Source organism: Intestinimonas massiliensis (ex Afouda et al. 2020) (genome assembly GCF_900626285.1).
Lineage (GTDB): Bacteria > Bacillota > Clostridia > Oscillospirales > Oscillospiraceae > Flavonifractor > Flavonifractor massiliensis_A.
Genome location: NZ_LR131147.1, coordinates 2,628,028 through 2,650,512, shown reverse-complemented (window position 1 = coordinate 2,650,512; position 22,485 = coordinate 2,628,028). Strand labels below are relative to the sequence as shown.

The following is a 22,485-nucleotide window of genomic DNA, read 5'->3' as shown; positions in this document are numbered from 1 at the left end:
AACGAAGTCCGTCAGCCAGCCTCTCGTTCGCAGCGTTCGATTTATGCAGGTTGAGCCGCCACACCGGTGCGCCCGTGTCATCAAATAGATTGGATCGGCAATGATGAAATGGTTGGTCGCCAAAGACAAATCCATGATGAGGAGCGTTGTACATGAGCAATGTGGCAGGGATTGATATTTCCAAGGGAAAGAGCACGGTGTCTGTTCTCCGTCCCTTTGGGGAAGTGGTGGCAAAGCCGTTTTCTGTTGGTCACACCGGCAGTGAACTCAAAGAGCTGGCAGACTACTTGAAAAGCTTGGATGGTGAGACACGGGTGGTCATGGAGCACACCGGGCGGTACTATGAGCCGGTGGCCCGCTTTCTCCACGATCAGGGCATCTTTGTCAGCGCGGTCAATCCAAAGCTCATCAAGGACTACGGGAACAACACCCTGCGCAAAGTGAAAACAGACAAGGCGGATGCCAGGAAGATTGCCCGCTATGGGCTTGACAACTGGGTGGAATTGCGCCAACATACTCCTGTGGACACGATTCGGATGCAACTGAAAACGCTGAACCGGCAGCAGGGGCTGTACTCCAAGACCAAGACGATGATGAAAAACAATCTCATTGCGCTCCTGGACCAGACCTATCCCGGTGTCAATGCCCTGTTTGACAGTCCCGTCCGAGAGGACGGCAGTCAGAAATGGGTGGACTTTGCCACGGCCTTTTGGCATGTGGACTGCGTTCGGAATATGAGCCTTACTGCCTTTACCGAGCGCTACCGCAAGTGGTGCAAGCGCCATGGTTACAACTTCAGCCAGAGCCGAGCCGTTGAGATCCATGCTGGAGCACAAGATCTGATTGCCATGCTCCCCAAAGATGCCCTGACCAAAACGATGATCCGGCAGGCTATTGATGCGCTGAACGCCGTCTCTGCGTCTCTGGAACGGCTCAAGGCCGAAATGCGTACCTTGGCAGCCCAGCTCCCAGAATATCCCGTAGTCATGGCTATGCATGGTGTTGGAGATTCTCTTGGCCCGCAGCTTATGGCGGAACTTGGTGATGTAACTCGGTTCACCCACAGAAACGCCATTACGGCTTTTGCGGGGGTTGACCCTGGAGCTGACCAGTCCGGCACCCATGAGGCAAAGAGTACAAGAGCCTCCAAAAGCGGTCCGCCAGAACTGCGCAAAGCACTCTTCCTGGTCATGGACTGCTTGTTAAAAACTATGCCTGCGGACGACCCGGTGTACTGCTTTATGGACAAGAAGCGAGCCGAGGGCAAACCTTATCTGGTTTACATGACAGCCGGCGCCAACAAGTTCCTACGCATCTACTATGGCCGTGTAAAGGAGTATCTGGCTTTACGGGAAAATGCTGATTAACCACTTCCATACTCTTTCAATTTGACCGGCGCTTGCGCGGCGGTCTTTTTGTTTTGCTCTCTTTCGCCTCCTACTAAGGTTGCAAACTTTCCTCAATTCCCTGTTGACTTTTTATTTGCAGACTTCTTCTTTCGGGGGTTGGCTCCCGCCGCCACCCCCAGCAGAGAGGAGGCAAAGGTGATGGCGCAGAACAGGATCAGCACGGTGTAGTTGTAGACCAGGAAAACAGCCGCCAGCATGGCAGCCGTACACACCACCGGGTAGAGGGGACAAAATCCCCGGCGTCTGCCCAGGTGCATGCCGGAAGCTATGCAGCCGATGGGCAGCAGCACCTGGGCGTAGATTGCGCCCCTGAGCAGGGGCATGCCGCCGCCCTCCAGCTGCCGGAGCAGCCAGGGGACCCCCAGGCACAGGACCAGGGCCACCGGGACATAGGGCAGGGTCTCCTTCCACTTCAGGGGAGAGGGGCCGGGGGTCAGGCCCAGCTTTTCCCGGATGGCGGTCACCTCGGCGTACCACCTCACCCACCGGACCATCCAGATCAGCAGATAGACCACCGCCAGCAGCGCCAGATACACCAGCAAGACGGCCGGCTCCCCCCAGTTCCACTCACACAGGCACACCATCAGGGCCAAAACCCCGGCGGTGACGGCAAAGTGGGCCAGGGACCGGCGGACCAGGGTCGCTCCGTCGTCGGCAAAGGGCAGGGTGGACACTCCCACCACCGCCCCCATCAGGAAGTAGATCCCCAGCTGGATCCCCAGGGCGGCGGGACCGGCCAGCCGCTCCAGGTTATCGCTCACCAGCCGGAAGTGGGTGTGGGGCCCCATGGCGATGAGGCCGCCGCCGACCAGGTCGTTGAACAGCCCGCCCACCGGGATCAGGGCAACCATACCGACGAACCCGCCGATGAGGATGCGGACCAGCCACTGCTTCTGTCTGTGTGTCACGGAAACGACCTCCTTTCAGAGCCCCAGGGCCTCCTTGATCTTTTTCACATACCGCCGGGAGACGTAGCACACGGTATCCCCCGCCAGGGTCATGCGGATGGTGCCGGTGAGGGACAGGTCCAGGGCGGTGACTTTTTCCAGATTCACCAGCTCGGAGTGGGAAATGCGCACGAAGGTGTGCCGGTCCAGCTTGCCCTCCAGCTCGTACAGGCGCTCCTTCAGGTCGTACACCCCCTGGGTGGTCTGGACCTTGACCCCCTTCTCCTCCCCGTAGCACCGCAGGATGTCCGCCGCCGCCAGGGGGGTGGCCACATCCCCCCGCCAGCCGGTGAGCACCCCGCCGCCCTGGAGCCGGACGGCCAGGGCCTTCACCTGGTCGGTGAGGGCGGGGGCGGTGATGGTCACCGAAACTTCCCCACAGCCCGGCTCAATGTGGATAGTTACCTTCATGCCGCCCCCTCCTTTCACCCTCAATATAGCCAAAAAAGGGCCGTCTGTCCACCGTTTTCGGACAGACGGCCCCAATAAGAGGATAGGCGGTCAGGAGATGGCCTCAGAGCCTACGGTGTAGGTCCAGCTGCCGTCCTGCCCCATTTTGGCGGTGCAGTCATTAAAGAAGTACGCCCCCAGGCCGGAGGCCCACTTCTCCGCCTGGAAGGTGTCGTCGGCGGAGCCGGAGAGGCTGAACAGGCAGCCGTGCCCGTTCCAGATCAGCTCCTCCCTGTCGATATAGCCCTGCTCCACCAGCTCCTCCCAGGTGCCGGTGATGGGCGTCAGGCCGTGGCTCCAGCCAAAGGCCCACGTAATGGCGGCCTTTTCGCTGTCGCTCAGGTCGGTGAGCCCCGAAAGGTCCACCCCCAGCTCCTCCAGGTCGGTGTTCAGGCCGGGGTCCACCTCCCACAGGTCCTCCAGCACCTGGAGGTAGAGGCCGCAGCGGTCATCCCGCTCGGTCTCGGTGTGCTCCACTGCGGTGACGTCGGCAAACTGGGCGGGAAAAGTCTCCAGTACCATATCGTAGTACACGTTGATGAGCTCTCCGTTTTTCACCGGAGCGTCCAGGGGGAGGCCCTCGGTGTTCAGGGTATAGACCTGGCTGGCGGTCCCGTCGTTGGCCGCCAGCACCAGTTCCACGCTCTCCGCCCCGGCCACCACCCGGAAGGTTTCAAACCAGGGAGCCTGATCTACCAGGACTGCAGACGTATCCGTCGGGTCCTCCGGCGGCGTGGGGGTCGGGGTGACAACGCTCCCGGCGGACGTGCCGCACCCGGCCAGCAGGGTCAGGCAGAGTACAAGTATGGGCAATACGGTTCTTTTCATGGTCGCTCCCTCCTTTTTTGTTTGTTCTTTGGACGAAACGGTACAGAAAAAGTTCCCAAAAAGGGTTGACAGGAAAACAATATAAGCATATGATTACGTTACTGATAAATGTTTAGGAGGCGATGCCATGACCCAGCGGGAACGGCAGATCCTCAGATGGATCGAGGAAAACCCCCTGATCTCCCAGCAGGAGCTGGCGGACAAGGCGGGGATCACCCGCTCGTCGGCGGCGGTACACATCTCCAACCTGATGAAACAGGGCCACATCGCGGGCAAGGGGTACATCGTCCGCACCGCCCCCTATGTGGTGGTAGTGGGCGGCGTGAATATGGATATCGGCGGCCGGTCAAACAAGGCCCTGGTGCCCGCCGACTCCAACCCCGGCCGGGTGCGGATGAGCCTGGGGGGCGTGGGACGAAATATTGCCCACAACATGGCCCTGCTTGGGATGGACGTGCGGCTGCTCACCGCCTTTGGGGACGACATGAACGCCCAGCGGATCGCCGCCAGCTGCGGCGAGCTGGGCATCGACATCAGTCAATGCCTCACGGTACCGGGGGCGGCCACCTCCACTTACCTGTTCATCGCCGATGAACAGGGAGACATGTCCCTGGCGGTGAGCGATATGGAGATCTATGACCACGTCACCCCCGCTTTCCTGGCGGGCCGGTCCAGGCTGCTGCAAAACGCCCAGCTTATCATAGTGGACACCAACATTCCGGCGGAATCCATCGCCTGGCTGGCAAACAACATCAAGCTGCCCATCTTCGCCGATCCGGTATCCACCGCCAAGGCGGAAAAGCTGCGACCGGTACTGGGCAAGCTCCACACCCTGAAGCCCAACCGGCTGGAGGCCGAGCTCTTGTCCGGAGTGACCATCACGGACCAGGCAAGCCTGGACCGGGCGGTGGATGTACTGCTCCGCACCGGCCTGCGGCGGGTGTTCATCAGTCTGGGGGCCGACGGGGTGTATGCCGCCGGCCATGATCATCGGCTCCATGTGCCCTGCTGCCCCGGAACCATGGTAAACACCACCGGCTGCGGGGACGCGGCCATGGCGGCCATCGCCTGGGCCTATCTGGAAGGCACCGGCCTGGAGAAAACCGCCCGTGCGGCCATGGCGGCCGGAGCCATCGCCATGGAGAGCGCCGAAACCATCAATCCTCATCTCAGCGCCCAGGCTCTGCAGGCCCGGGCGGAACAAACTGTTTAAATTTATATGGAGGGAAGCAACATGAACCTGAATCAATATCTGGACGTAGCCCCCGAAGTAGCCGCCGCCGTAGCCGCCAACAAGCCCGTGGTGGCCCTGGAATCCACCATTATCTCCCACGGTATGCCCTATCCCCAGAACGTGGAGACCGCGCTGAAGGTGGAGCAGATCATCCGGGACAACGGCGCGGTGCCCGCCACCATCGCCATCCTGGGCGGCCGGCTGAAGGCGGGCCTCACCCCCGACGAGATCGAGTATCTGGGCAAGCAGGGCCAGAAGGTGACCAAGGCCAGCCGCCGGGACCTGGCGGTGCTGGTGGCCCGGAAGGCCGACGGCGCCACCACCGTCACCACCACCATGATGATCGCCCACATGGCGGGCATCCAGATCTTCGCCACCGGCGGCATCGGCGGCGTCCACCGGGGCGCCGAGACCACCATGGACATCTCCGCCGACCTGGAGGAGCTGGCCTCCACCCCCGTGATGGTGGTGTGCGCCGGCGCCAAGTCCATCCTGGACCTGGGTCTGACCCTGGAGTACCTTGAGACCCACGGCGTACCCGTGCTGGGCTACGGCACCAAGGAGCTGCCCGCCTTCTATACCCGGAAGAGCGGCTTTGAGGTGGACTACCGTATGGATACCCCCGAGGAGCTGGCCCAGGCCTTCCACGTGTCCCGTGAGCTGGGCCTGAAGGGCGGCATGCTGGTGACCAACCCCATCCCCGAGGAGTTCTCCATGGATCACGACGTGATCAACAAGGCCATCGACGAAGCCATTGCCGAGGCCAACGCCCAGGGCATCCACGGCAAGGCCACCACCCCCTTCCTGCTGGCCAAGGTGAAGGAGCTCACCGGCGGGGACAGCCTGGATTCCAACATCCACCTGGTGTTCAACAACGCCCGTCTGGCCGCTCAGACTGCCGCCGCCCTGTGCAAGCTGGGCTGAATTTCACTTCCTTTTATCCCCGCGGGTGAAGAACCCGCGGGGATTTTGCTATATTTCTGTAACAATCTTTCTTTTTCTTTACATTCACCGGCCTTTTCTTGCGCCGCCCTGCCTCTGCTCTTATAATGGTTTTATCAAAACAGATATTGTGAGAAAACGAGGTGATTTGCTTGGCTCACAGACATACAGGCCTGACCCGGCTGCTGGCTCTGCTGCTGGCGATTGCTTTGCTGCCCGGCACCGCTGCGCTGGCTGCCCAGACCGAGGAGGCAGCTCCCGCTGCCGCGATCTATACGACCAGTAATATGCTGGGAGAAGTTTACGCTCAGGATCCTCTTACCGGCCAAACGGAGGAGGCAACCTACCTGAAGGTGGCCACCGCCATGGCTCAGGAACGGAAGCAGATGTCGGACACCCTGCTGCTGGACGCGGGAAACGCGGTATCCACCGGTCTGACCGACGATGACGGCCAGGCGGTGGCGCTGGCCCTGCGGCACATCGGCTACGACGCTCTGGTCCCCGGCGTGGAGGAATTCCGGCTGGGCGCCGGCTACTGTCAGAACTTCCTTCAGGCTCTGAACGCCTCCGGCGGCGTGGGAACACCGGTAGAAGTGCTGTCCGGCAATCTGCTGGACAGTCAGGGGAATCCCGTGACCGTCCCCTATCAGGTCTACAGCCTGACGCTGGGCAATCAGTCGGTGCGGGTGGGCGTGCTCGGTCTGGGCGGCATTGATACCGCCCGGCAGCTGCCTGACCGGCTGTACGGCAATGTGCGGTTCGCCCATGCAGGCAACGAGAAGAACAGCTATTTGTGGGAGTGGAACTACTGGAAGCCCCAGCTGGAGCAGGAGAACTGCGACCTGGTGGTGGTAGTGTGTCACGCCGGTCCGGATGAACTGGCCCAGCTTGCGGCCGCCACCACTGGGATCGACCTGCTGGTGGGGGGCGACGGCCCGGCCGCTGCCGGTTCTTTGGACGGGGCAAACGGGGAGAAGGTCCCCTACGTCTGCGGCGGCGGCAACAGCCTGACCCGCACCATGATTACTCTGGATGAACGCGGTACCCCGGTGGTGGCCGACAGTGCCCTGCTGGATCTGACGGGTTACGAAAATGACGGGGATCTGTCCCGCGCTCTGGCCTCCCATAATGCCGCTGCCAAGCAGGCGGGCAGCCGCCGGGTGGGCACCCTGTCCGGAACGTGGGAGGACAGCTTCTCCCTCACCCGCCAGACCGACACCGCCGACCTGGTTGGGGAGACCATGCTGTGGGCCACCGACGCGGACGCGGCTTTGATTTCCCTGGGCTCCCTCAGCGGACGTACCGCCGCCTCCCTGTTTGAGAAAAAGAGCACTGCCGCCGCCCTGACCCTCAGTGACTGCGCCCAGCTGGTGCCCGATCTCAGTCCGGTTGTGACGGTAAAGCTGACCGGTGCTCAGCTGCGCCAGTGGCTGGAGGTATGTGCCGGCCGCTATTCTGTCAATGCCGCCGGTCAGCCCATGGGCGGCAAAGATGCCGACGTGCTCTACGGTATGGATTATTCCCTCTATCTGGGCAATCCGGCCGGCAAGCGGGTAGGGCTCCTGCTTCTTGACGGCGAACCGGTGAGCGACAGTCAGGAATACACTGTGGCGGTCTCCGCCGACCGCCTGGCCGATCCCCAGTTCCCCCAGTGTCAGGTGTCGTGGTCTGCCTCCGCCGACCGTGATTTCGCCTCCCATGGCGGAAGCGCGGCGGCCCTGCTGGCGGCCTACGCCCAGGACACCGCTCATCAGAGCCGCACACTGGTCCCCACCCGCTCCAGTACCTGGTTTATTTATCCGGAGGCGTTCAATGCTCCCCTGACCCGCCTGGAGTTTGTGGAGATGCTTTACGATCTGGCCGGTCGCCCCCAGCCCGGCGCCAATTACGCCTTTACCGACGTCAACGGCAGCGATGCCGTTATCTGGGCGGCGGAAACCCGGGTGGTCACCGGAGACGGCAGGGGAAAATTCCTGCCTCTCACCGTAGTCACCAAAGAGCAGGCCGCTGTCATGATCTACAACTACGTCCGCTCTCTGGGAAAGGAGATGCCCCAGGCCACCGGAATCACCGCCCAGCTGCTGGACGGGGCGGCTATCTCCTCCTGGGCAAGGCCCGCGGTGGATTTCTGCCTGTCTGCCGGGATCATACCTGCCGCCGGTACCCGGGAGGACCTCTATCTGCCGGGCAGCAGCATTGCCCGCAGCGAGGCGGCTCTCTACCTGACCAACCTGAAGAACTATCTGGCCTGAATAGAAAAAAGCGGCGCCCCACAGCGGGCGCCGCTTTTTTGTTTACTCCAGGGTCAGATCCCCCTCTTTGATCCAGCCGATCCGCCGGAAAAGCAGGCCGAACAGCCAGGTCAGCACAGCAGGAAGCACAAAGCAGATGAGTACCATGCCCACCCAGTCGAAGGCGGTAATGGCCGACTTGGCCCCGGTGGCCACATCGTTGACCCAGCCGGCGTAGACGCCGATGGGGCCCACCATGCCGCAGGTGCCCATGCCGGAGGCCACGCCGCCGGAGGGATCGTTCATCTCAAAGTGGAACAGGCAGGTGGCAATGGGGCCGGTGACCGCCGAGGCCAGGATGGCAGGCAGCCAGATGCGGGGGTTTTTTACGATATTGCCCATCTGGAGCATGGAGGTGCCCAGGCCCTGGCTCACCAGGCCGCCCCATCTGTTCTCCCGGAAGGACAGCACCGCGAAGCCCACCATATTGGCACAGCAGCCCGCCACCGCGGCCCCGCCCGCCAGGCCGGTAAGGCCGATGGCCGCGCAGATGGCAGCCGACGAGATGGGCAGGGTGAGGGCCACGCCGATGACTACCGACACCAGAATGCCCATCCAGAAGGGCTGAAGGATAGTGGCCCACTTCACAAAGTTCCCCACCGCGGAGGCCGCCGTGCCGATGGCGGGAGCCCACCAGGCGGAGAGAAGCACGCCGCTTAAAATGGTCACCAGAGGCGTGACCAGAATGTCGATCTTGGTCTCCTTGCTGACGATCTTGCCCAGCTCGGCGGCAATGATGGCGATAAAGAGCACCGCCAGCGGCCCACCGGCTCCCTTGCCCCCGTCCAGGGTGGTGGAGCCCAGGGCATTGGCGGCATAGCCCACCGTAGCCAGGGAAAAGAGCACCAGGGGCGGCGCCTTCAGGGCATAGCCGATGGCGATGGCCATGGCCGCCCCGCTCATGGCGGAGGCGTAGGCCCCCACCTGCACCAGGAAGGCCAGCCCCAGCTGGTCCCCCAGGGTGTCCAGGATGGTGCCGATGAGCAGCGAACAGAACAGGCCCTGGGCCATGGCCCCCAGGGCGTCAATGCCGTAGCGCCGGGCGGAAACGACCACGTCTTTCCGCTTTAAAAATGCTTTGATGCCTTCCATATCCTTCTCTCTCCAGTCAAAAAATAGGACATTACAGGTGTCATGACACCTGTAATGTCCTATTATAGCGGGTTAGAAGGATTTGTCAATCCCCTTTTCGACCCTTCCGGTAGAGCACCACCGCCAGGATAATGCCCGCGGCCAGAATCAGAAGGCCCACCGCCAGGATGGCCGTGGCAATAACCAGCGGGGTCTGGGCCACGGATGCGGCCCTGTTCCAGCCCGGGCTGTCAAAGAAGCCGTCCCCCAGCAGGTTCCGGGTCATGCTGAGGAAGGAATACCGGGCCAGACCTCCCACCAGAGTGATGCCCGCGCCGCTGAGGGCGATGTACACCCCCGCCAGCCAGCCGTACCGCCGGATGAGCCAGGCCAGACCTCCAAAGCCCCGGCGATGATAGCAGGGGGGCTCCGGCGGGGGCGGCGGCGGGGTCTCGGCTTTCGGCTCCTCCGGACTGAGCAGCTCGTCGGTGGTCACGCCGAAGGCCTTGGCCAGGGCCACCAGCTTGTCCACCTCGGGGGTGGCGTCTCCCAGCTCCCACTTGCTCACCGCCTGGCGGGACACCCCCACCCGGGCGGCCAGCTCCTCCTGAGAGAGCTTGTTCTTTTTGCGGTAGTACTGGATCTTTTCACCTAACGTCATATCTGTCACCTCACGGTCGGTTTTGGTGGCTTTCCACGGTTTCAGCCTACCAGAAAAGGCGGTTGCGGGCCACCAGCAACGGCTGGAACTTTCCGCAACCGGTGGTTGCGAAGGGCTCAGACATACCCCAAAAGCCCCCGGACGGACACCTCGCCGGAGGAAACGACCTCTTCCCCGCCGTCCTTCCAGGCCACCCGGAGGGAGAAGTCCTCCTCCACCCCCAGGGCGGTGCCCTCCCGCTCTCCCGTGCCGGAGATCACCCGGATGGGCCGCCCCACCGTCAGGCAGTCCGCCCGGTAGCGGGCCAGCCAGTTCTCCCGCTGCCGGGGAAAGTCGCCATACAGCCGGTCCAGGCTGTCCAGCAGAGCCCGGGCCACCTCCGCCCGGCGGGGGGCTTTCCCCAGGGCCTGGGCCAGGGAGACGGCCACAGGGGCCACCTCCGGGCCGAAGTCGGCCTCGGTCTGGCTGATGTTCACCCCGATGCCCACCACCACATACCGCAGGGCGGCAGTCTCCGCCTCCAGCTCCAGCTCTGTGAGGATGCCGCACAGCTTGCGGCCCTCCAGGATCACGTCGTTGGGCCACTTGATGCCCGGCCGGACGCCGCACACCTCCTCCACCGCGTCGCACACCGCCACCGCCGACCAGGCGGTGAGGGTGGGCACCTCCGCCAGGGGACAGTTCGGGCGCAGCAGCACCGACAGGTAAAGGCCCTTTCCCGGCGGGGAGACGAAGCTGCGGCCCCGGCGGCCCCGGCCGCCGGTCTGTTCCCCGGCCACCACCGCCAGGCCGTCGGCTGCCTCTCCCACCGCCCGGCGCTTGATCTCGTTGTTGGTGGAGTCCACACGGTCCAGACAGACCAGCTCCCGGCCCACCATCCGGCCGGGCCGGGCCAGCTCCCCGGGGGAAAGCCGATCGGGGGAGCCCTCCAGCCAGTACCCCTTCCTGGGGGCGGAGGAGATCTCATACCCCTCCTGGCGCAGGGCCTCCATGGCCTTCCACACCGCCGCCCGGCTTACGCCCAGCGCCCGGCTCATGGCCTCCCCGGAGAGAGGCTCTCCCTCCCGCTCCCGCAGCAGCGCCAGCACCTCGTCCCGCAGCATATCCATCCCTCCTGCCTTTTTTGTCATTGTACCCTCCCCCGCCGGTCCATGTCAACTTGCGTTTTATTTCGGTTGACATTTCCGGCATTGTAAACTATAATCCAAAATAAGTTTACAATATGGAGGTACTTATGAAGACACGACAGTTGGCGTGGACGGGGATCATGGCGGCCCTCATCGTCCTGTGTGCCTGGCTTACCATTCCCACAGTGGTGCCCTTCACCATGCAGACCTTCGCCATCTTTCTGGCGGTTGGTCTGCTGGGGGGAAAGCCGGGCAGCCTGGCGGTGGGGGTATATCTGCTGCTGGGGGCGGTGGGTCTGCCGGTGTTCTCCGGGTTCAGCGGCGGCCTGGGGGCCTTTGCCGGGGTCACCGGAGGCTACCTCATCGGCTTTCTGCTGATGGCCCTGGTGATGTGGCTGGGGGAGCGGCTCTTGGGCATGGGGGACCTGGTCTTTGTGCTCTCCGGCATCGCCGGGCTGGCGGTGTGCTATCTCTTCGGCACGGTGTGGTTTCTGGTGCTCTACACCAGCACCACGGGGCCGATGAGCGTATGGGCGGTGCTGGGCAGCTGCGTGTTCCCCTTTCTGATCCCTGACGGGGTCAAACTGGCCCTGGCCTTTCTCCTGCGGCGGCGGCTGCGGAAGGCTCTGAAACCGTGACAGGGCATATCCCCGCCTTTTGTCCCATATAGATAGACAAGACTATGTGGGAAAGGCGGGGTGTATCATGCCCTATGAGGACAGCCGGGCGCGGCCGGAGGCCGCCCATCACATCATCCTGGAGGAGCGGGAGCGGCTCTCGGTCTCCGGCGTGGAGGAGGTGGAGAGCTTTGACGAGAACACCATCGTCATGGGCACCACCCGGGGCACGCTGGTGATCCGGGGGGAGAACCTGCACATCGAAAAACTCAGTCTGGACGGCGGCGACCTGAAGGTGGAGGGGGACATCGACGCGCTGACCTACGAGGACGGCGGTCGGGACCGCTCGGGCGGCCTGCTGGCCCGGCTGTTCCGCTGAGATGGCGGGGCCGCTGGCATGGCAGGCTCTCTTTCTGGCCGGCGCCCTGGTCCTGGGCGTGGGAGTGGGCCTGCTGTACGACCTGTTCCGGGTCATGCGGGTGCGCATCCCCCTGCCTCTGCTGGGGGGCGCCCTGGACCTGCTGTTCTGGCTGGTGGTCACGGTGGGCCTGTTTGTCTACACCACCGCCGCCGGCAACGGCCAGGTCCGTTTTTATATGATCGCCGCGGTGCTGCTGGGGGCGGCAGCCTACTTCTGGCTGGCCAGCCGATGGGTACTCAAGGGCGCCTACGCCCTGGCGGATTTGGTGACCATTTTCTGTAAGATCGTAACCTTTCCCCTGCGTCTTCTTCTGCGGCTGGGCAAAAAACTTTCAAAAACTGCAAAAAAGTCCTTCCATTATTGGCGGAAGTGGTATAAAATAAGACTACTATCCAGGGAAATGGATGAGATATACCGGCAAGCTGGGGAAGGAGCCGTCCATGAAGGTCAAAAAAGCGTCTCTTTTAACAAAGATCGTGGTTCTGGCTCTGCTCATCGGCGCCGCCACCGGACTGCTGAATCTGCGGGGCAAGATCGCCGCGGCGCAGGCCGATCTGGCCCAGGCTCAGGAGGAAGTGGCCGCTCAGAAGCAGGTCAACGCCGACCTGTCCGACGCGGTGGAAAACAGCGATGATCCGGACCGGCAGACCGACATCGCCCGGGATAAGCTGGGTTTGGTGGAGCCGGGTGAGTATGTCTTCTATTTCACCGATTGAATTTAAAAGAGAGGATTTTGCTGGCAGTTATGGAGTTTGGTGTTGGTTCGATTGTGGAAGGAAAGGTCACGGGGATCACGAAGTTCGGCGCCTTTGTCGCCTTGCCGGAGGGCAAGTCGGGGTTGGTGCACATCTCCGAGATCGCCTATACCTATGTCAATGATGTAAAGGATCATCTGAAGGAAGGTCAGGAGGTCAAGGTCAAGGTCATCGGCATTGACGAGAACGGCCGCATCAACCTCTCCATTAAGAAGGCCATGGATCCCCCGCCCCGTCCTGCGGGACAGGGTCGGCCCGGCGGTCGTCCCGCCGGCCACGGCGGCAATATGGGTTTCCGGGGCAAGCCCGCTCCGGCGGAACCCACCAGCTTTGAGGATCGGCTGAAGCAGTTTATGGCCGCTTCGGACAGCAAGCTGTCCGAGCTGCGCCAGGCGGAGCGCCGCAGCTCCCGCCGGGGCGGCCGGAAATAAGAAACAAATAAAAAGGCGGTCCCGGCCAAACGGTCGGGACCGCCTTTTCTTTGCGCTCAGAGCAGCTCCTTATACAGGGCGGAGGCCTCCGCCTTGCCGGCGTGCTCGGTGACCGAGAGCACCTCCACCTTCACGGTGCGCTCGCCGAAGCGGAGCTCCAGCACGTCGCCCTCCTTCACCTCATAGCTGGCCTTTACCGGCCGGCCGTTGGCGGTGACCCGCTGATTGTCGCAGGCCTCATTGGCCACGGTGCGCCGCTTGATGAGCCGGGATACCTTGAGCCATTTATCCAGCCGCATATCGTTCCTCCAAAAAAAGGACCGCCGCGCTGCGGCGGCGGTCCCACACTGTATTGCTTACTCGGACACGATGTCCTTCAGCGCCTTGCCGGGCTTGAACACGGGCACCTTGGAGGCGGGGATCTTGATGCTCTCCTTGGTCTTGGGGTTGCGGCCGATGCGCTCGGCACGGCACTTCACCTCAAACGCGCCAAAGCCCACCAGCTGGACCTTGTCGCCCTCGGCCAGGCTCTGGGAAATCACTTCAATAGCAGCATTAACGGCACTCTCGGTATCCTTCTTGGACAGGCCGGCCTTCTCTGCGGCCGCATTGATGAGTTCAGCCTTATTCATGTCGATCATTCCTCCTGTGTTTCTCGGGGATCGCCCCGCTTGTGGTTTTTATACTTAAGGCGTTTCCGCCTTTAAGTCGTCTCCTTGGCCCGCTCCCAGAGCTGGTCCAGCTGGTCCAGGGTCATCTCCGTCATGGGACGGTCCCCCGCCTGCTCCTCCACCTTGCGGAACCGGTCGATAAACTTGTCCGTGGCCTGGTTCAGGGCATCCTCGCAGTCCACTTTCAGGAAGCGGGACACATTCACCGCCGAGAACAGCAGGTCGCCCAGCTCCTCGGCCACGTTGGTACCCTGGGCCACGGCGGTCTTCAGCTCCTCCAGCTCTTCGGACAGCTTGTCCAGCGCGCCGGACACATCCGGCCAGTCGAAGCCGGCCTTCTTGGCCTTCTTCTGCACCTTCTCCGCCCGCCACAGGGCCGGCAGAGAGCGGGCCACCGCCTCCAGTGCGTCGGTGTTGGTGGCTTGTCCCTTTTCCTTGCGCTTGAGCTCCTCCCAGTTGGACAGGACCTCGCCGGTGCCCGACACGCTCACGTTTCCGAACACATGGGGGTGGCGGTAGATGAGCTTTTTGCACACCCCGTCGGCCACGCCGTCCAGGTCGAACCGGCCGGCCTCCTGTTCCATCAGGGCATGGAACACCACCTGAAGGAGCACGTCCCCCAGTTCCTCTTTCAAATGCTCCGGATTCTCCTCGTCAATGGCCTCCACCGCCTCATAGGCCTCTTCCAAAAAATTGCGGCGGATGGACTGGTGGGTCTGCTCCGCGTCCCAGGGACAGCCGCCGGGTGCGCGGAGAATACGGACGATCTCCTCCAGATCCTTGACGTTATAAGAATCCTTATACTGAAAATCTACCATATTTCAAGGCCTCCTGCAACCTTTTTTTCCAAAAAAGTTCACTTAATATGCAAGAGTTTCGCAATTTTATCCCCCTTGGGCATCATTTCCAGGTCCTCCTTGGACAGGATGCGCAGCAGGATCACCAGAACGGCGTACACCACCACGCCCACCAGGATGGCCCCGGCGGTAGCCACAGCGTTCATCAGGAAGGAGCCGGAGAACACCCGGGCCAGCAGGCCGTGGGCGGCCCAGGCCGCCGCGCCCATAATGGCGGCAGCGATAGTCGGCTTAATGAATACCAGATGATACCGGGGCGGATGGGGCACCATCCGCTTGATGATGAACAGATTGAGCACGCTCACCACCACGAAGCAGGTCAGGGTACCCATGGGGGCGCCGTAAATCATGATCCTGGGATTGCCCACCAGGGTGAAGCTGACGATGACCTTGCACACGCCCCCGATCACCATGGTAATGATGGGCAGGCTGACGATGCTGTTGGCCTGAAGGATGGAGGTGGCCACCACCTGGATGCACACAAAGATGGAGGCGATGCCCAGGATGGACAGCAGAGGACCGGCAATGGAGACGTCCACGTTGCCCACGGTGAGCAGGTTGATGATGGGGCCGCCCAGGGCCAGCAGGCCGAAGCCGCAGGGCATGGCCACCAGGGCGGAGATGCGCAGGGCAGACTCCGTGGTGCGGCGGGCGCCCAGCTGGTCCCGCCGGGCAATGCAGGCGGACACGCCGGGGACGATGCAGGCGGTGAAGGGCACCATCAGGTTGAAGGGCAGGTTGTAGACGCTCATGGTCTTGCTGTAAATGCCGTACAGGGACCGGGCAGAATCCAGCACCGGGTTCAGCTTTGTCTCGGGATCCACCAGCACCTCCGCCTGCCAGGCGGCCATATTCTCCCGGAACAGGGCCTCCGCCTTGGGGAAGATGTCCAGCACACTGTTGTTTACACCGGTGAGGCCGTCTCCCATGGCGGTAAATACGCTCTGGAGCTGGCCCTGCACCAGGTTGGTGTCGATGAGGTTGACAATGGACAGGGTGGAAGAGGCCAGGCTGATGGGGATGGCCAGCTTGAGCAGCTTGACCAGGATGGTGCCGCTGCTGTCCGGTGTATCGGTAGCCCGGACATTCTCCCGCCGCTTGGTGCGGATGTGGTTCACGATCAGGTAGACCAGGGACAGGATGGCGCCGATGGACACGCCCACCAGGGCGCCGGCGGCGGCCAGCCGGTCGCGGGTATCCTCCGGCTGGATGGAGGAGTGGAGGATCAGGATGGCCAGACCCAGGCCCAGGACCATCTTGCACAGGGCCTCGATGACCTGGGACACGCCGGTGGGCACCATGTTCAGGTGGCCCTGGGCGTAGCCCCGGAAGGCGGAGCAGCAGGTGCACAGCACCGCCGGAGACAGGGCCAGCACCGCAAAGACCGCCTTTTCGTTCCGGAGGATATACTTGGCCACGATGGGAGAAAACAGGGACATGCACAAAAAGCTGATGGTGCCCAGCACCAGGAAGGCGGCAAGGGCCACCCGGAACACCCGCTCCTTCTGGTTGTGCAGGCCCAGGGCGTTGCACTCGCTCACCGTCTTGGACAGGGCCACCGGCAGGCCGGCGGTGGAGATGGTGAGGAACACGGTATAGATGTTGTAAGCCGCGTTGAAGTCGCCGTATGCCTCGTCGGGCAGCAGGGCGGTCAGCGGGATCTTATAGATGGCGCCGATGATCTTCACCAGGATGGTGGTCATGGTCAGGAAGGCGGCGGCGCCGTAGAAGGTATTTTTCTTTTGGCTAGACAAGGATAGTCCCCCTTATTTTTCAGAAAACAGCAGGGGCAAAGCATAGTCAGCCATTTCCCGCTTCACCCGCTCCAGGTCGATGGTTTTGAACTCCCCATCCTGATATATGACCTTGCCCCGGGCCATATTCATCACCACGTCGGAGCCGTGGGCGGCATAGGCCAGGTTGGAGATCACGCTGTGGCAGGGGGTCAGGTTCAGGTGGGAGAAATCCACCAGGATCAGGTCGGCCTGATAGCCCGCCTGGATGGTGCCGGTCTTGCGGCCCAGGGCGCGTGCACCGTCGCAGGTAGCCATTTTCAGGGCATCCAGGGGCAGCATGGCCAGGGGGTCACAGTTGGCCCCGTTGTGAAGGATGGCGGCGAATTTCAGGTCGCTGAAGAAGTCGGTGCAGTTGTTGGAGGATACCCCGTCGGTACCCAGGCACACATTGACCCCCGCCTTCTTCATGGCGGGGACCGGAGCGATGCCGCTGCCCAGCTTCAGGTTGGAGATGGGGTTGTGGACGGCGGAGATCCCCTTCTCGGCCATGATGGCCCAGTCCTCCGGGGTGGTCCACACGCAGTGGGCGGCAATGGCCCGGGTATCCCACACACCGTAATCGTTCAGGGTCTGGATGGGGGTCTTGCCGTGGCGGGCGATGCACTCCTGGTGCTCGGTGCGGGTCTCGGAGATGTGGACGTGCATCCCCAGGTTGTGCTCCCTGGCGTAGTCGGCCATCCACTGCCACAGCTCCTTGTGGGAGGTGTACTCGGCGTGGATGGAGGCGTCCACCAGGATCTGCCCGTCGTTGTAGCCGTGCCACTTCTCGGTCATCTCCCGCTGCACCACACAGTCGTGGTGGGTGGCGGGGTCCAGGCCGTCGCAGAACTGCACGCCGCCGCAGGACAGGTTGGCGCTGATGCCACTCTCCGCCACTGCCTGGGCCACCGCGTCGGTGTGACCGTACATATCCGCGATGGTGGTGACGCCGGAGGCGATCAGCTCCGCCAGGCCCAGGGAGGTGCACACCTTCACCGCCCGGTCATCCCACTTGGCCTCCACCGGGAAGATGTAGTTGTTCAGCCAGTCCTGGAGGTTGTTGCCGTCTCCGTAGCCCCGCATGGCGGTCATGGGTACGTGGGTATGGCAGTTGACGAAGCCGGGCATGAGCACATTGCCCCTGCCGTCGATCTCCTGTTCAAAGGTCCCCTGGGGGCGCTGGGTGCCCACCCAGGTGATCTTGCTCCCCTCCACCGTCACATAGGCGCCCGGGAGCACGGTGCCCGCCTGATCCATCAGAACGGCGGTGCAGTTGTGAATGAGAATGGACATAAAATGTTGGTCTCCTTATTGTTATTGTACGTTGCTTACCCGATCTGCTTCAGGCAGGCCAGTACCAGGCGGGAGAACTTGTCCCGGCAGGCAGCTGCCGCCTCCAGCACCTCCTCCTCGGAGAGGGGCTGGTCCAGAATGCCGGCGGCCATGTTGGAGAGCAGGGTGAAGCCCAGCACCTGCATACCGCAGTGGCCGGTCACGATGACCTCGGGGGCGGTGGACATACCCACCGCATCAGCCCCGGCGATGCGGGCGAAGCGCACCTCGGCGGGGGTCTCATACTGAGGCCCGGGGAAGTACATATACACGCCTTCCTTCAGGTCGATGCCCAGCTCTCCGGCGGCCTTGCGGGCCAGTTCCTGGAGGGCGGGGGTATACAGGTGGGAGGCGTCGGGGAAGCGGACGCCGAACTGAGGCAGATTCTCGCCCCGGAGGGGAGACTCCATAAAGATCTTGATCTGGTCGGTGATGAGCATCAGGTCGCCGGCCTTCCAGTCCATGTTGACGCAGCCGGCGGCATTGGTGACGATGAGGGTGTCGCACCCCAGCAGCCGCAGCACCCGCACGGCATAGGCCACCTCCTCATAGGAGTAGCCCTCGTAGTGGTGCATCCGGCCCTGCATGACGGCCACCGGCTTGCCCTCCAGGGTGCCGAACACCAGCTGGCCCTTGTGGCCGGGGGCGGTGGACACCTTGAAGTGGGGGATCTCCTTGTAGGGTACGGCAATGGCGTTCTCCACAATGTCCCCCATGTAGCCCAGGCCGGAGCCCAGGATCATGGCCACCTTAGGCTGGAAAGAGCCGATCTTCGCCCGGATGGCGTCGGCGCTCTGCTGATACTGTTCAAAGGTATACTGCATATGCTTGTCCTCCTTATTTGCTGTCAGGGGGCCGGACGGAAGATCCGCCCGGCCCGGGCCGGCGGGCATCAGAGCGAAGCGCCGCAGCCTCTGCAGAATTTGTCTTCCTGTCCGCACACCATGCCGCAGGATGGGCAGGTCCTGCTGTGCCGCAGCACGGCCACCCGTCCCCGCAGGGTCTCGATGGCGGCGGACTTCTCGTCAATGCCGGCCAGCAGGCCATCCATAGCGGCGTGGTCGGTCTCCTGACCCCGGTGGGCGTCGTACACCATCCGGCCGATGGCCTGGAGATCCCGGTCGATGTCCCCCTTCAGGTCAAAGATCTTCATGTTCAGTTTGGCCGTATCCAGCATCTGGCCGGCGCACTTTCCGGCGCAGCGGGCGGTCACACCTGCGGCCTCACCAACCGCCACGGCGGTGCCCCGTACCCGCTCCAGCAATTCCTTTACCCGGTCGTCCATAGAAATACCCTCCTTTGGTTCCCCGGTCAAAGAGATACTAAGGTATTTTACACCCCACCAGGGAAAAAAGCAATTTATTCTATGCCATAGCCGGGAAAAAGCTGCCGCTTTTCCAGGCCTGTTCCTCTTTTTCCCAAACCTTGGGTAAAGGACATGAAAATGCGCAAAAAAATGCCGCCCATACGGGCGGCATTTTTGAAAAGTCGGCAGACAGATCAGCGCTTGCTGAACTGGGGAAACGGCCGATGCGCCGCCTGTGGCGGATGCAGCGAGGCCGGTTCAAGGCAGCGGCCCTGTTTGCGGGTCCGTCAGGAGCCGCAAACAGGCTTGCCGCAACGCGGGCAAAGCACGGCGGGCGGCCTTGAGGCCGTACTTCCCGCGCGCCCCACGGGGCCAAGACCCCGCGGGGACCCCAACCCTATTTCATCTGCTCGGGCGAAGTAAATTCGCCCGGCATCAAGGTTTTGGGCCAAAGGCTCAAAACGCTTGGACGGCGCACAGCGCCGCCCCGCCTGCGGCGGGGCCCCTGAAGGAGCGCAAGAAAAATGCCGCCCATACGGGCGGCATTTTTGAAAAGTCGGCAGACAGATCAGCGCTTGCTGAACTGGGGAGCACGGCGGGCGGCCTTCAGACCGTACTAAAATGCTCTTACGTCCGTTTTTCCTTGAGATTTCGGGCTTTTCAGGGATTTCGCTCTCCAGTTATCCTATTTTTTAATCGTAAAAATGGATAGCGTCTGTCCAGCTTTATTTTGAACTTTGCCGCTGAAATGCCCCATTCACTACGCTACAAAGTTCTTCGGGTTTATTATACTTCACCTGCGCGTAAATGTCCATCGTTGTCTTGCTGTTTTCATGTCCGGCAAGATATTGGACTGTCTTAGGATCAACGCCAGCATACAGAAGGTTGGTAATATAGGTATGCCGAAGCTGATGTGGCGTCACATCGAAGTCGATGGAGTATATCAGTTTAGGGTTGTTCTTTTGATGACCACCGAGGGTTGGGGTAACAGTGTACTTAATACTTTGGCCGTTGACATACTTATAATAGTTGCGAGGTTTGGCAGTCCGCACAGTCACATACTTCCAAACCCTCTGAAACTGCGAATACGAAAGTGGTTGTCCCTTGCTGTCTGCTATCACATATTCGGATATGGATTTCTCCTTAACTTCCCGCAGCCGGTCTACCAAACATTTGGGAATGGGTACGTCCCTGCGGGCCGCTTTGGTTTTTAATGTTGTAGAAATCACCGGTCTGTTATGCTCGGTTCGCCATGCCCTCCTGACAGAAATGTACGGTGCAGGCGTATCCAGAAACACACAATCCCATTGAAGCCCCAGAATTTCCTCCCGGCGCAGGCCGGAATACAGGGCAATCATGATAAACGTATATGGTGGAAGCTCTTTGACGGTATCCAGCAGCAGCTTTGTCTGTTCGTCCGTCAAGGCATCCTTCTTCTTTGCTTGCTTACCTCCTTTTGCCGAGATGCCTTCACAGGGGTTATAGTCAAGTAGTTGGCTGCGCTCTGCCGAGTAAAAGACGCATTTCAGAAGCATATTCACCGTACTATACAATCCAGCCGATTTTGTAGTCAGCGGGATCAATGCCAGCCGAATATCATCCGCCGTCACATCTGACAGATACATAGAACCCAACGGCTCAACTATGTATTTGTTCATGTTAATCGTGTAGCTTCTTAAAGTAGCTGGGGAAACCTTTGCCGACTGCATCAACAGCCATTTCTCACAATATTCTGCAACAGTTGGGTGTTTCCTTTTGAAAATGATTTCCTCAATCTGCCGCCGAGTCTTTAGTTCTTTTTGATACAGTTCCTCACGGGTAGGCGCATACAAACTTACCTGCTTACCGTCCGCATCCAGAACTCGTGTCCTGTAATATTGTGTTCCGTTGAGAGTGATCGTTCCATACTGAGGGATGCACTCTTTTTTCTTTGCCATAATATCATTTCCTTTCCTTAGTTTATGTAGCTCATTGCTCATCTCCCTTTTATCAAAAGTTCTCATTCTTCTCAAAGGTGCGATTCCTGAAAACGCAAAGGGCGAGGAAAAATCCTCGCCCTTTGTGCGCTTTCTATTCTATTGTACTGCGCTCCGGCCATCTGCATCCCATTGAACAAATGCGCTGTTCAGAAGCCCCGCCAGTTGATCTGGCTTGTTGTATTTTACCTTTGCATAAATGTCCATGGTAATCTTGCTGCTCTTGTGGCCCGCCAAATATTGAACTGTTTTCGGATCTACCGACGAGTGAATCAGATTGGTGATGTAGGTATGCCGGAGCATATGGGGCGTAACCTCGAAGTCCAAGCTGTAAACCACATGGCTATTGTTCCGGGCTTTTTCCCCAAGTTCCGGGTAAAGCATATACTTTTCATATTTTCCATTCACAGGCTTGCGAGCGATTCTTGGTTTTGCAGTTCGCGTCACAATGTACTTCCAAAACTGCTTGAATTGTGTATAGGACAACGGCTCTCCATCCCGATTGGCAACCACATAGTCTGAGGTCGATTTTTTCTTTGCCTCTTTCAAGCATTCGGCCAGACAATCCGGGAGAGGGATATTTCTCTCCGCAGCCTTTGTCTTTAGATCAGTAAGAATAATCGGCCTGTTATGTTCTGTATGCCATGCCCGTCGCACCGTCAAATATGGAGCTTCTGTGTCCAAATACACAGAATCCCATTGCAGCGCCAGAATTTCCTCACGCCGCAATCCCGCGTACAGGCCAAGCATCACAAACACATAAGGCGGCAATCCGCGAATGGCATCCAAAAGCCGTTCTACCTGTTCATCTGTCAATGCCCGACGCTCCTCCTGCGGAACACCGCCGCCCTTTGCCTTGAGATAGATGGTCGGGTTTGTATCAATAACATGACTTTCTTTTGCTGCCCGAAAGATAGATTTATAGAGAATCACCACGGACTTGTAAACCGATGCAGATTTCTTGGAAACCGGAACGAGCGCCACCTGGATGTCATCCAGTGTCACCTCCGCCATCCGTTTATCCCCCAGCTCCTTGATAATGTGACGCCGCACTTTGGATGTATAATCCGTCAGGGTCGTGGCGCGCACATGGACGGACTGCATCAGCAGCCACTTTTCGCAATACTCGGCAACCGTAGGAGATTTACGCCGAAACGTGGCGTTGTCGATCTGTTCAAGAGCTGCCATTTCCTTGTCGTAAACTTCCTCACGGGTCTTTCCATAAAGAATAATGCGCTTGCCGTCTGCGTCCTCAATATCTGTTTTGTAATACTCATAGCCGTTCACTTGAACCTTGCTGTATCTTGGAATCCGCTTTCTTTTTGTAGCCATTTTCTCCACCTCCGAAAAATAGTATCAGTGCTGCATCTTGGTTTTATCAGAA

Annotated in this window: 23 protein-coding genes and 1 pseudogene; 9 read left to right on the top strand and 15 right to left on the bottom strand. The window is 60.7% G+C overall.

The genetic code is table 11. The features are described from left to right. Window positions 1–152 precede the first annotated feature (152 nt). Window positions 153–1,367 (top strand): IS110 family transposase, encoded by a 1,215-nt coding sequence (locus E0E41_RS13080; protein WP_130869799.1) that lies wholly within the window; start codon window positions 153–155, stop codon window positions 1,365–1,367. Between the two features lie 92 nt (window positions 1,368–1,459). Here the strand turns inward: E0E41_RS13080 and E0E41_RS13075 are convergent, their stop codons facing one another. The 3 genes from E0E41_RS13075 to E0E41_RS13065 all read right to left on the bottom strand — a co-directional run bounded on the left by E0E41_RS13075 (window position 1,460) and on the right by E0E41_RS13065 (window position 3,634). Continuing rightward, a complete protein-coding gene (locus tag E0E41_RS13075; protein WP_130870255.1) occupies window positions 1,460–2,317 on the bottom strand; it encodes a DUF3021 family protein in 858 nt (285 codons plus the stop codon). A 15-nt stretch (window positions 2,318–2,332) separates the two neighbouring features. Next, window positions 2,333–2,767, bottom strand: a complete 435-nt coding sequence (locus E0E41_RS13070) for a LytTR family DNA-binding domain-containing protein (protein ID WP_130870254.1) — start codon at window positions 2,765–2,767, stop codon at window positions 2,333–2,335. Between the two features lie 90 nt (window positions 2,768–2,857). Continuing rightward, on the bottom strand, window positions 2,858–3,634 hold the full coding sequence (locus tag E0E41_RS13065; RefSeq protein ID WP_130870253.1) for a hypothetical protein: 777 nt from the start codon (window positions 3,632–3,634) through the stop codon (window positions 2,858–2,860). 127 nt (window positions 3,635–3,761) lie between these two features. On the opposite strand from E0E41_RS13065, the gene E0E41_RS13060 reads away from it, so the two are divergent. From E0E41_RS13060 to E0E41_RS13050, 3 genes are all read left to right on the top strand, one after another. Beyond that, complete coding sequence (locus E0E41_RS13060; RefSeq protein WP_130870252.1) at window positions 3,762–4,847, top strand: PfkB family carbohydrate kinase; 1,086 nt, start codon at window positions 3,762–3,764, stop codon at window positions 4,845–4,847. A 21-nt stretch (window positions 4,848–4,868) separates the two neighbouring features. Then, window positions 4,869–5,792 carry a pseudouridine-5'-phosphate glycosidase gene (locus tag E0E41_RS13055; protein WP_130870251.1) on the top strand — a complete coding sequence of 308 codons (924 nt, stop codon included), beginning with the start codon at window positions 4,869–4,871 and terminating at the stop codon, window positions 5,790–5,792. Between the two features lie 170 nt (window positions 5,793–5,962). Next, window positions 5,963–8,062 carry a 5'-nucleotidase C-terminal domain-containing protein gene (locus tag E0E41_RS13050; RefSeq protein WP_130870250.1) on the top strand — a complete coding sequence of 700 codons (2,100 nt, stop codon included), beginning with the start codon at window positions 5,963–5,965 and terminating at the stop codon, window positions 8,060–8,062. A 42-nt stretch (window positions 8,063–8,104) separates the two neighbouring features. On the opposite strand, the gene E0E41_RS13045 is transcribed toward E0E41_RS13050, so the two are convergent. From E0E41_RS13045 to E0E41_RS13035, 3 genes are all read right to left on the bottom strand, one after another. After that, window positions 8,105–9,193: a PTS transporter subunit IIC gene (locus E0E41_RS13045; protein WP_130870249.1), complete on the bottom strand. Its 1,089-nt coding sequence runs from the start codon at window positions 9,191–9,193 to the stop codon at window positions 8,105–8,107. 85 nt (window positions 9,194–9,278) lie between these two features. Further along, a complete protein-coding gene (locus E0E41_RS13040; protein WP_130870248.1) occupies window positions 9,279–9,833 on the bottom strand; it encodes a helix-turn-helix domain-containing protein in 555 nt (184 codons plus the stop codon). A 116-nt stretch (window positions 9,834–9,949) separates the two neighbouring features. Then, on the bottom strand, window positions 9,950–10,963 hold the full coding sequence (locus E0E41_RS13035) for a biotin--[acetyl-CoA-carboxylase] ligase (RefSeq protein WP_242623780.1): 1,014 nt from the start codon (window positions 10,961–10,963) through the stop codon (window positions 9,950–9,952). Window positions 10,964–11,067: 104 nt separating this feature from the next. Between E0E41_RS13035 and E0E41_RS13030 the strand changes: the two genes are divergently transcribed. From E0E41_RS13030 to E0E41_RS13010, 5 genes and pseudogenes are all read left to right on the top strand, one after another. Continuing rightward, the gene (locus tag E0E41_RS13030; protein ID WP_130870247.1) at window positions 11,068–11,598 is read left to right on the top strand and encodes a biotin transporter BioY; all 531 of its coding nucleotides are present in this window, start codon (window positions 11,068–11,070) and stop codon (window positions 11,596–11,598) included. A gap of 67 nt (window positions 11,599–11,665) precedes the next feature. Continuing rightward, on the top strand, window positions 11,666–11,956 hold the full coding sequence (gene yabP, locus E0E41_RS13025; protein ID WP_130870246.1) for a sporulation protein YabP: 291 nt from the start codon (window positions 11,666–11,668) through the stop codon (window positions 11,954–11,956). Between the two features lies 1 nt (window position 11,957). Continuing rightward, a pseudogene (yabQ, locus tag E0E41_RS19295) lies at window positions 11,958–12,218 on the top strand (spore cortex biosynthesis protein YabQ); the annotation flags it as partial. 220 nt (window positions 12,219–12,438) lie between these two features. After that, complete coding sequence (locus tag E0E41_RS13015; protein WP_130870244.1) at window positions 12,439–12,714, top strand: septum formation initiator family protein; 276 nt, start codon at window positions 12,439–12,441, stop codon at window positions 12,712–12,714. A gap of 29 nt (window positions 12,715–12,743) precedes the next feature. Then, window positions 12,744–13,184 carry a S1 RNA-binding domain-containing protein gene (locus E0E41_RS13010; RefSeq protein WP_130870852.1) on the top strand — a complete coding sequence of 147 codons (441 nt, stop codon included), beginning with the start codon at window positions 12,744–12,746 and terminating at the stop codon, window positions 13,182–13,184. A 56-nt stretch (window positions 13,185–13,240) separates the two neighbouring features. Here E0E41_RS13010 and E0E41_RS13005 read toward each other — a convergent pair whose 3' ends face one another. The 9 genes from E0E41_RS13005 to E0E41_RS12965 all read right to left on the bottom strand — a co-directional run bounded on the left by E0E41_RS13005 (window position 13,241) and on the right by E0E41_RS12965 (window position 22,433). Further along, on the bottom strand, window positions 13,241–13,483 hold the full coding sequence (locus E0E41_RS13005; RefSeq protein WP_087347698.1) for an RNA-binding S4 domain-containing protein: 243 nt from the start codon (window positions 13,481–13,483) through the stop codon (window positions 13,241–13,243). A 57-nt stretch (window positions 13,484–13,540) separates the two neighbouring features. Continuing rightward, entirely contained in the window at window positions 13,541–13,816 is a 276-nt protein-coding gene (locus E0E41_RS13000; protein WP_130870243.1) for an HU family DNA-binding protein, read from the bottom strand. 71 nt (window positions 13,817–13,887) lie between these two features. Further along, window positions 13,888–14,673, bottom strand: coding sequence for a nucleoside triphosphate pyrophosphohydrolase (mazG, locus tag E0E41_RS12995; RefSeq protein WP_130870242.1), 786 nt, complete (start codon window positions 14,671–14,673; stop codon window positions 13,888–13,890). Window positions 14,674–14,711: 38 nt separating this feature from the next. Next, window positions 14,712–16,466, bottom strand: a complete 1,755-nt coding sequence (locus tag E0E41_RS12990; RefSeq protein ID WP_242623779.1) for a putative polysaccharide biosynthesis protein — start codon at window positions 16,464–16,466, stop codon at window positions 14,712–14,714. Window positions 16,467–16,478: 12 nt separating this feature from the next. Continuing rightward, window positions 16,479–17,780, bottom strand: a complete 1,302-nt coding sequence (locus E0E41_RS12985; RefSeq protein WP_130870241.1) for an amidohydrolase family protein — start codon at window positions 17,778–17,780, stop codon at window positions 16,479–16,481. Between the two features lie 35 nt (window positions 17,781–17,815). Further along, window positions 17,816–18,643, bottom strand: coding sequence for a purine-nucleoside phosphorylase (locus E0E41_RS12980; RefSeq protein WP_130870240.1), 828 nt, complete (start codon window positions 18,641–18,643; stop codon window positions 17,816–17,818). Between the two features lie 68 nt (window positions 18,644–18,711). After that, window positions 18,712–19,104: a zinc ribbon domain-containing protein gene (locus E0E41_RS12975; RefSeq protein WP_130870239.1), complete on the bottom strand. Its 393-nt coding sequence runs from the start codon at window positions 19,102–19,104 to the stop codon at window positions 18,712–18,714. Window positions 19,105–19,850: 746 nt separating this feature from the next. Next, window positions 19,851–21,062 (bottom strand): tyrosine-type recombinase/integrase, encoded by a 1,212-nt coding sequence (locus E0E41_RS12970; protein ID WP_130870238.1) that lies wholly within the window; start codon window positions 21,060–21,062, stop codon window positions 19,851–19,853. Window positions 21,063–21,200: 138 nt separating this feature from the next. Then, window positions 21,201–22,433, bottom strand: a complete 1,233-nt coding sequence (locus E0E41_RS12965; RefSeq protein WP_021660878.1) for a tyrosine-type recombinase/integrase — start codon at window positions 22,431–22,433, stop codon at window positions 21,201–21,203. Between the last annotated feature and the right edge of the window lie 52 nt (window positions 22,434–22,485).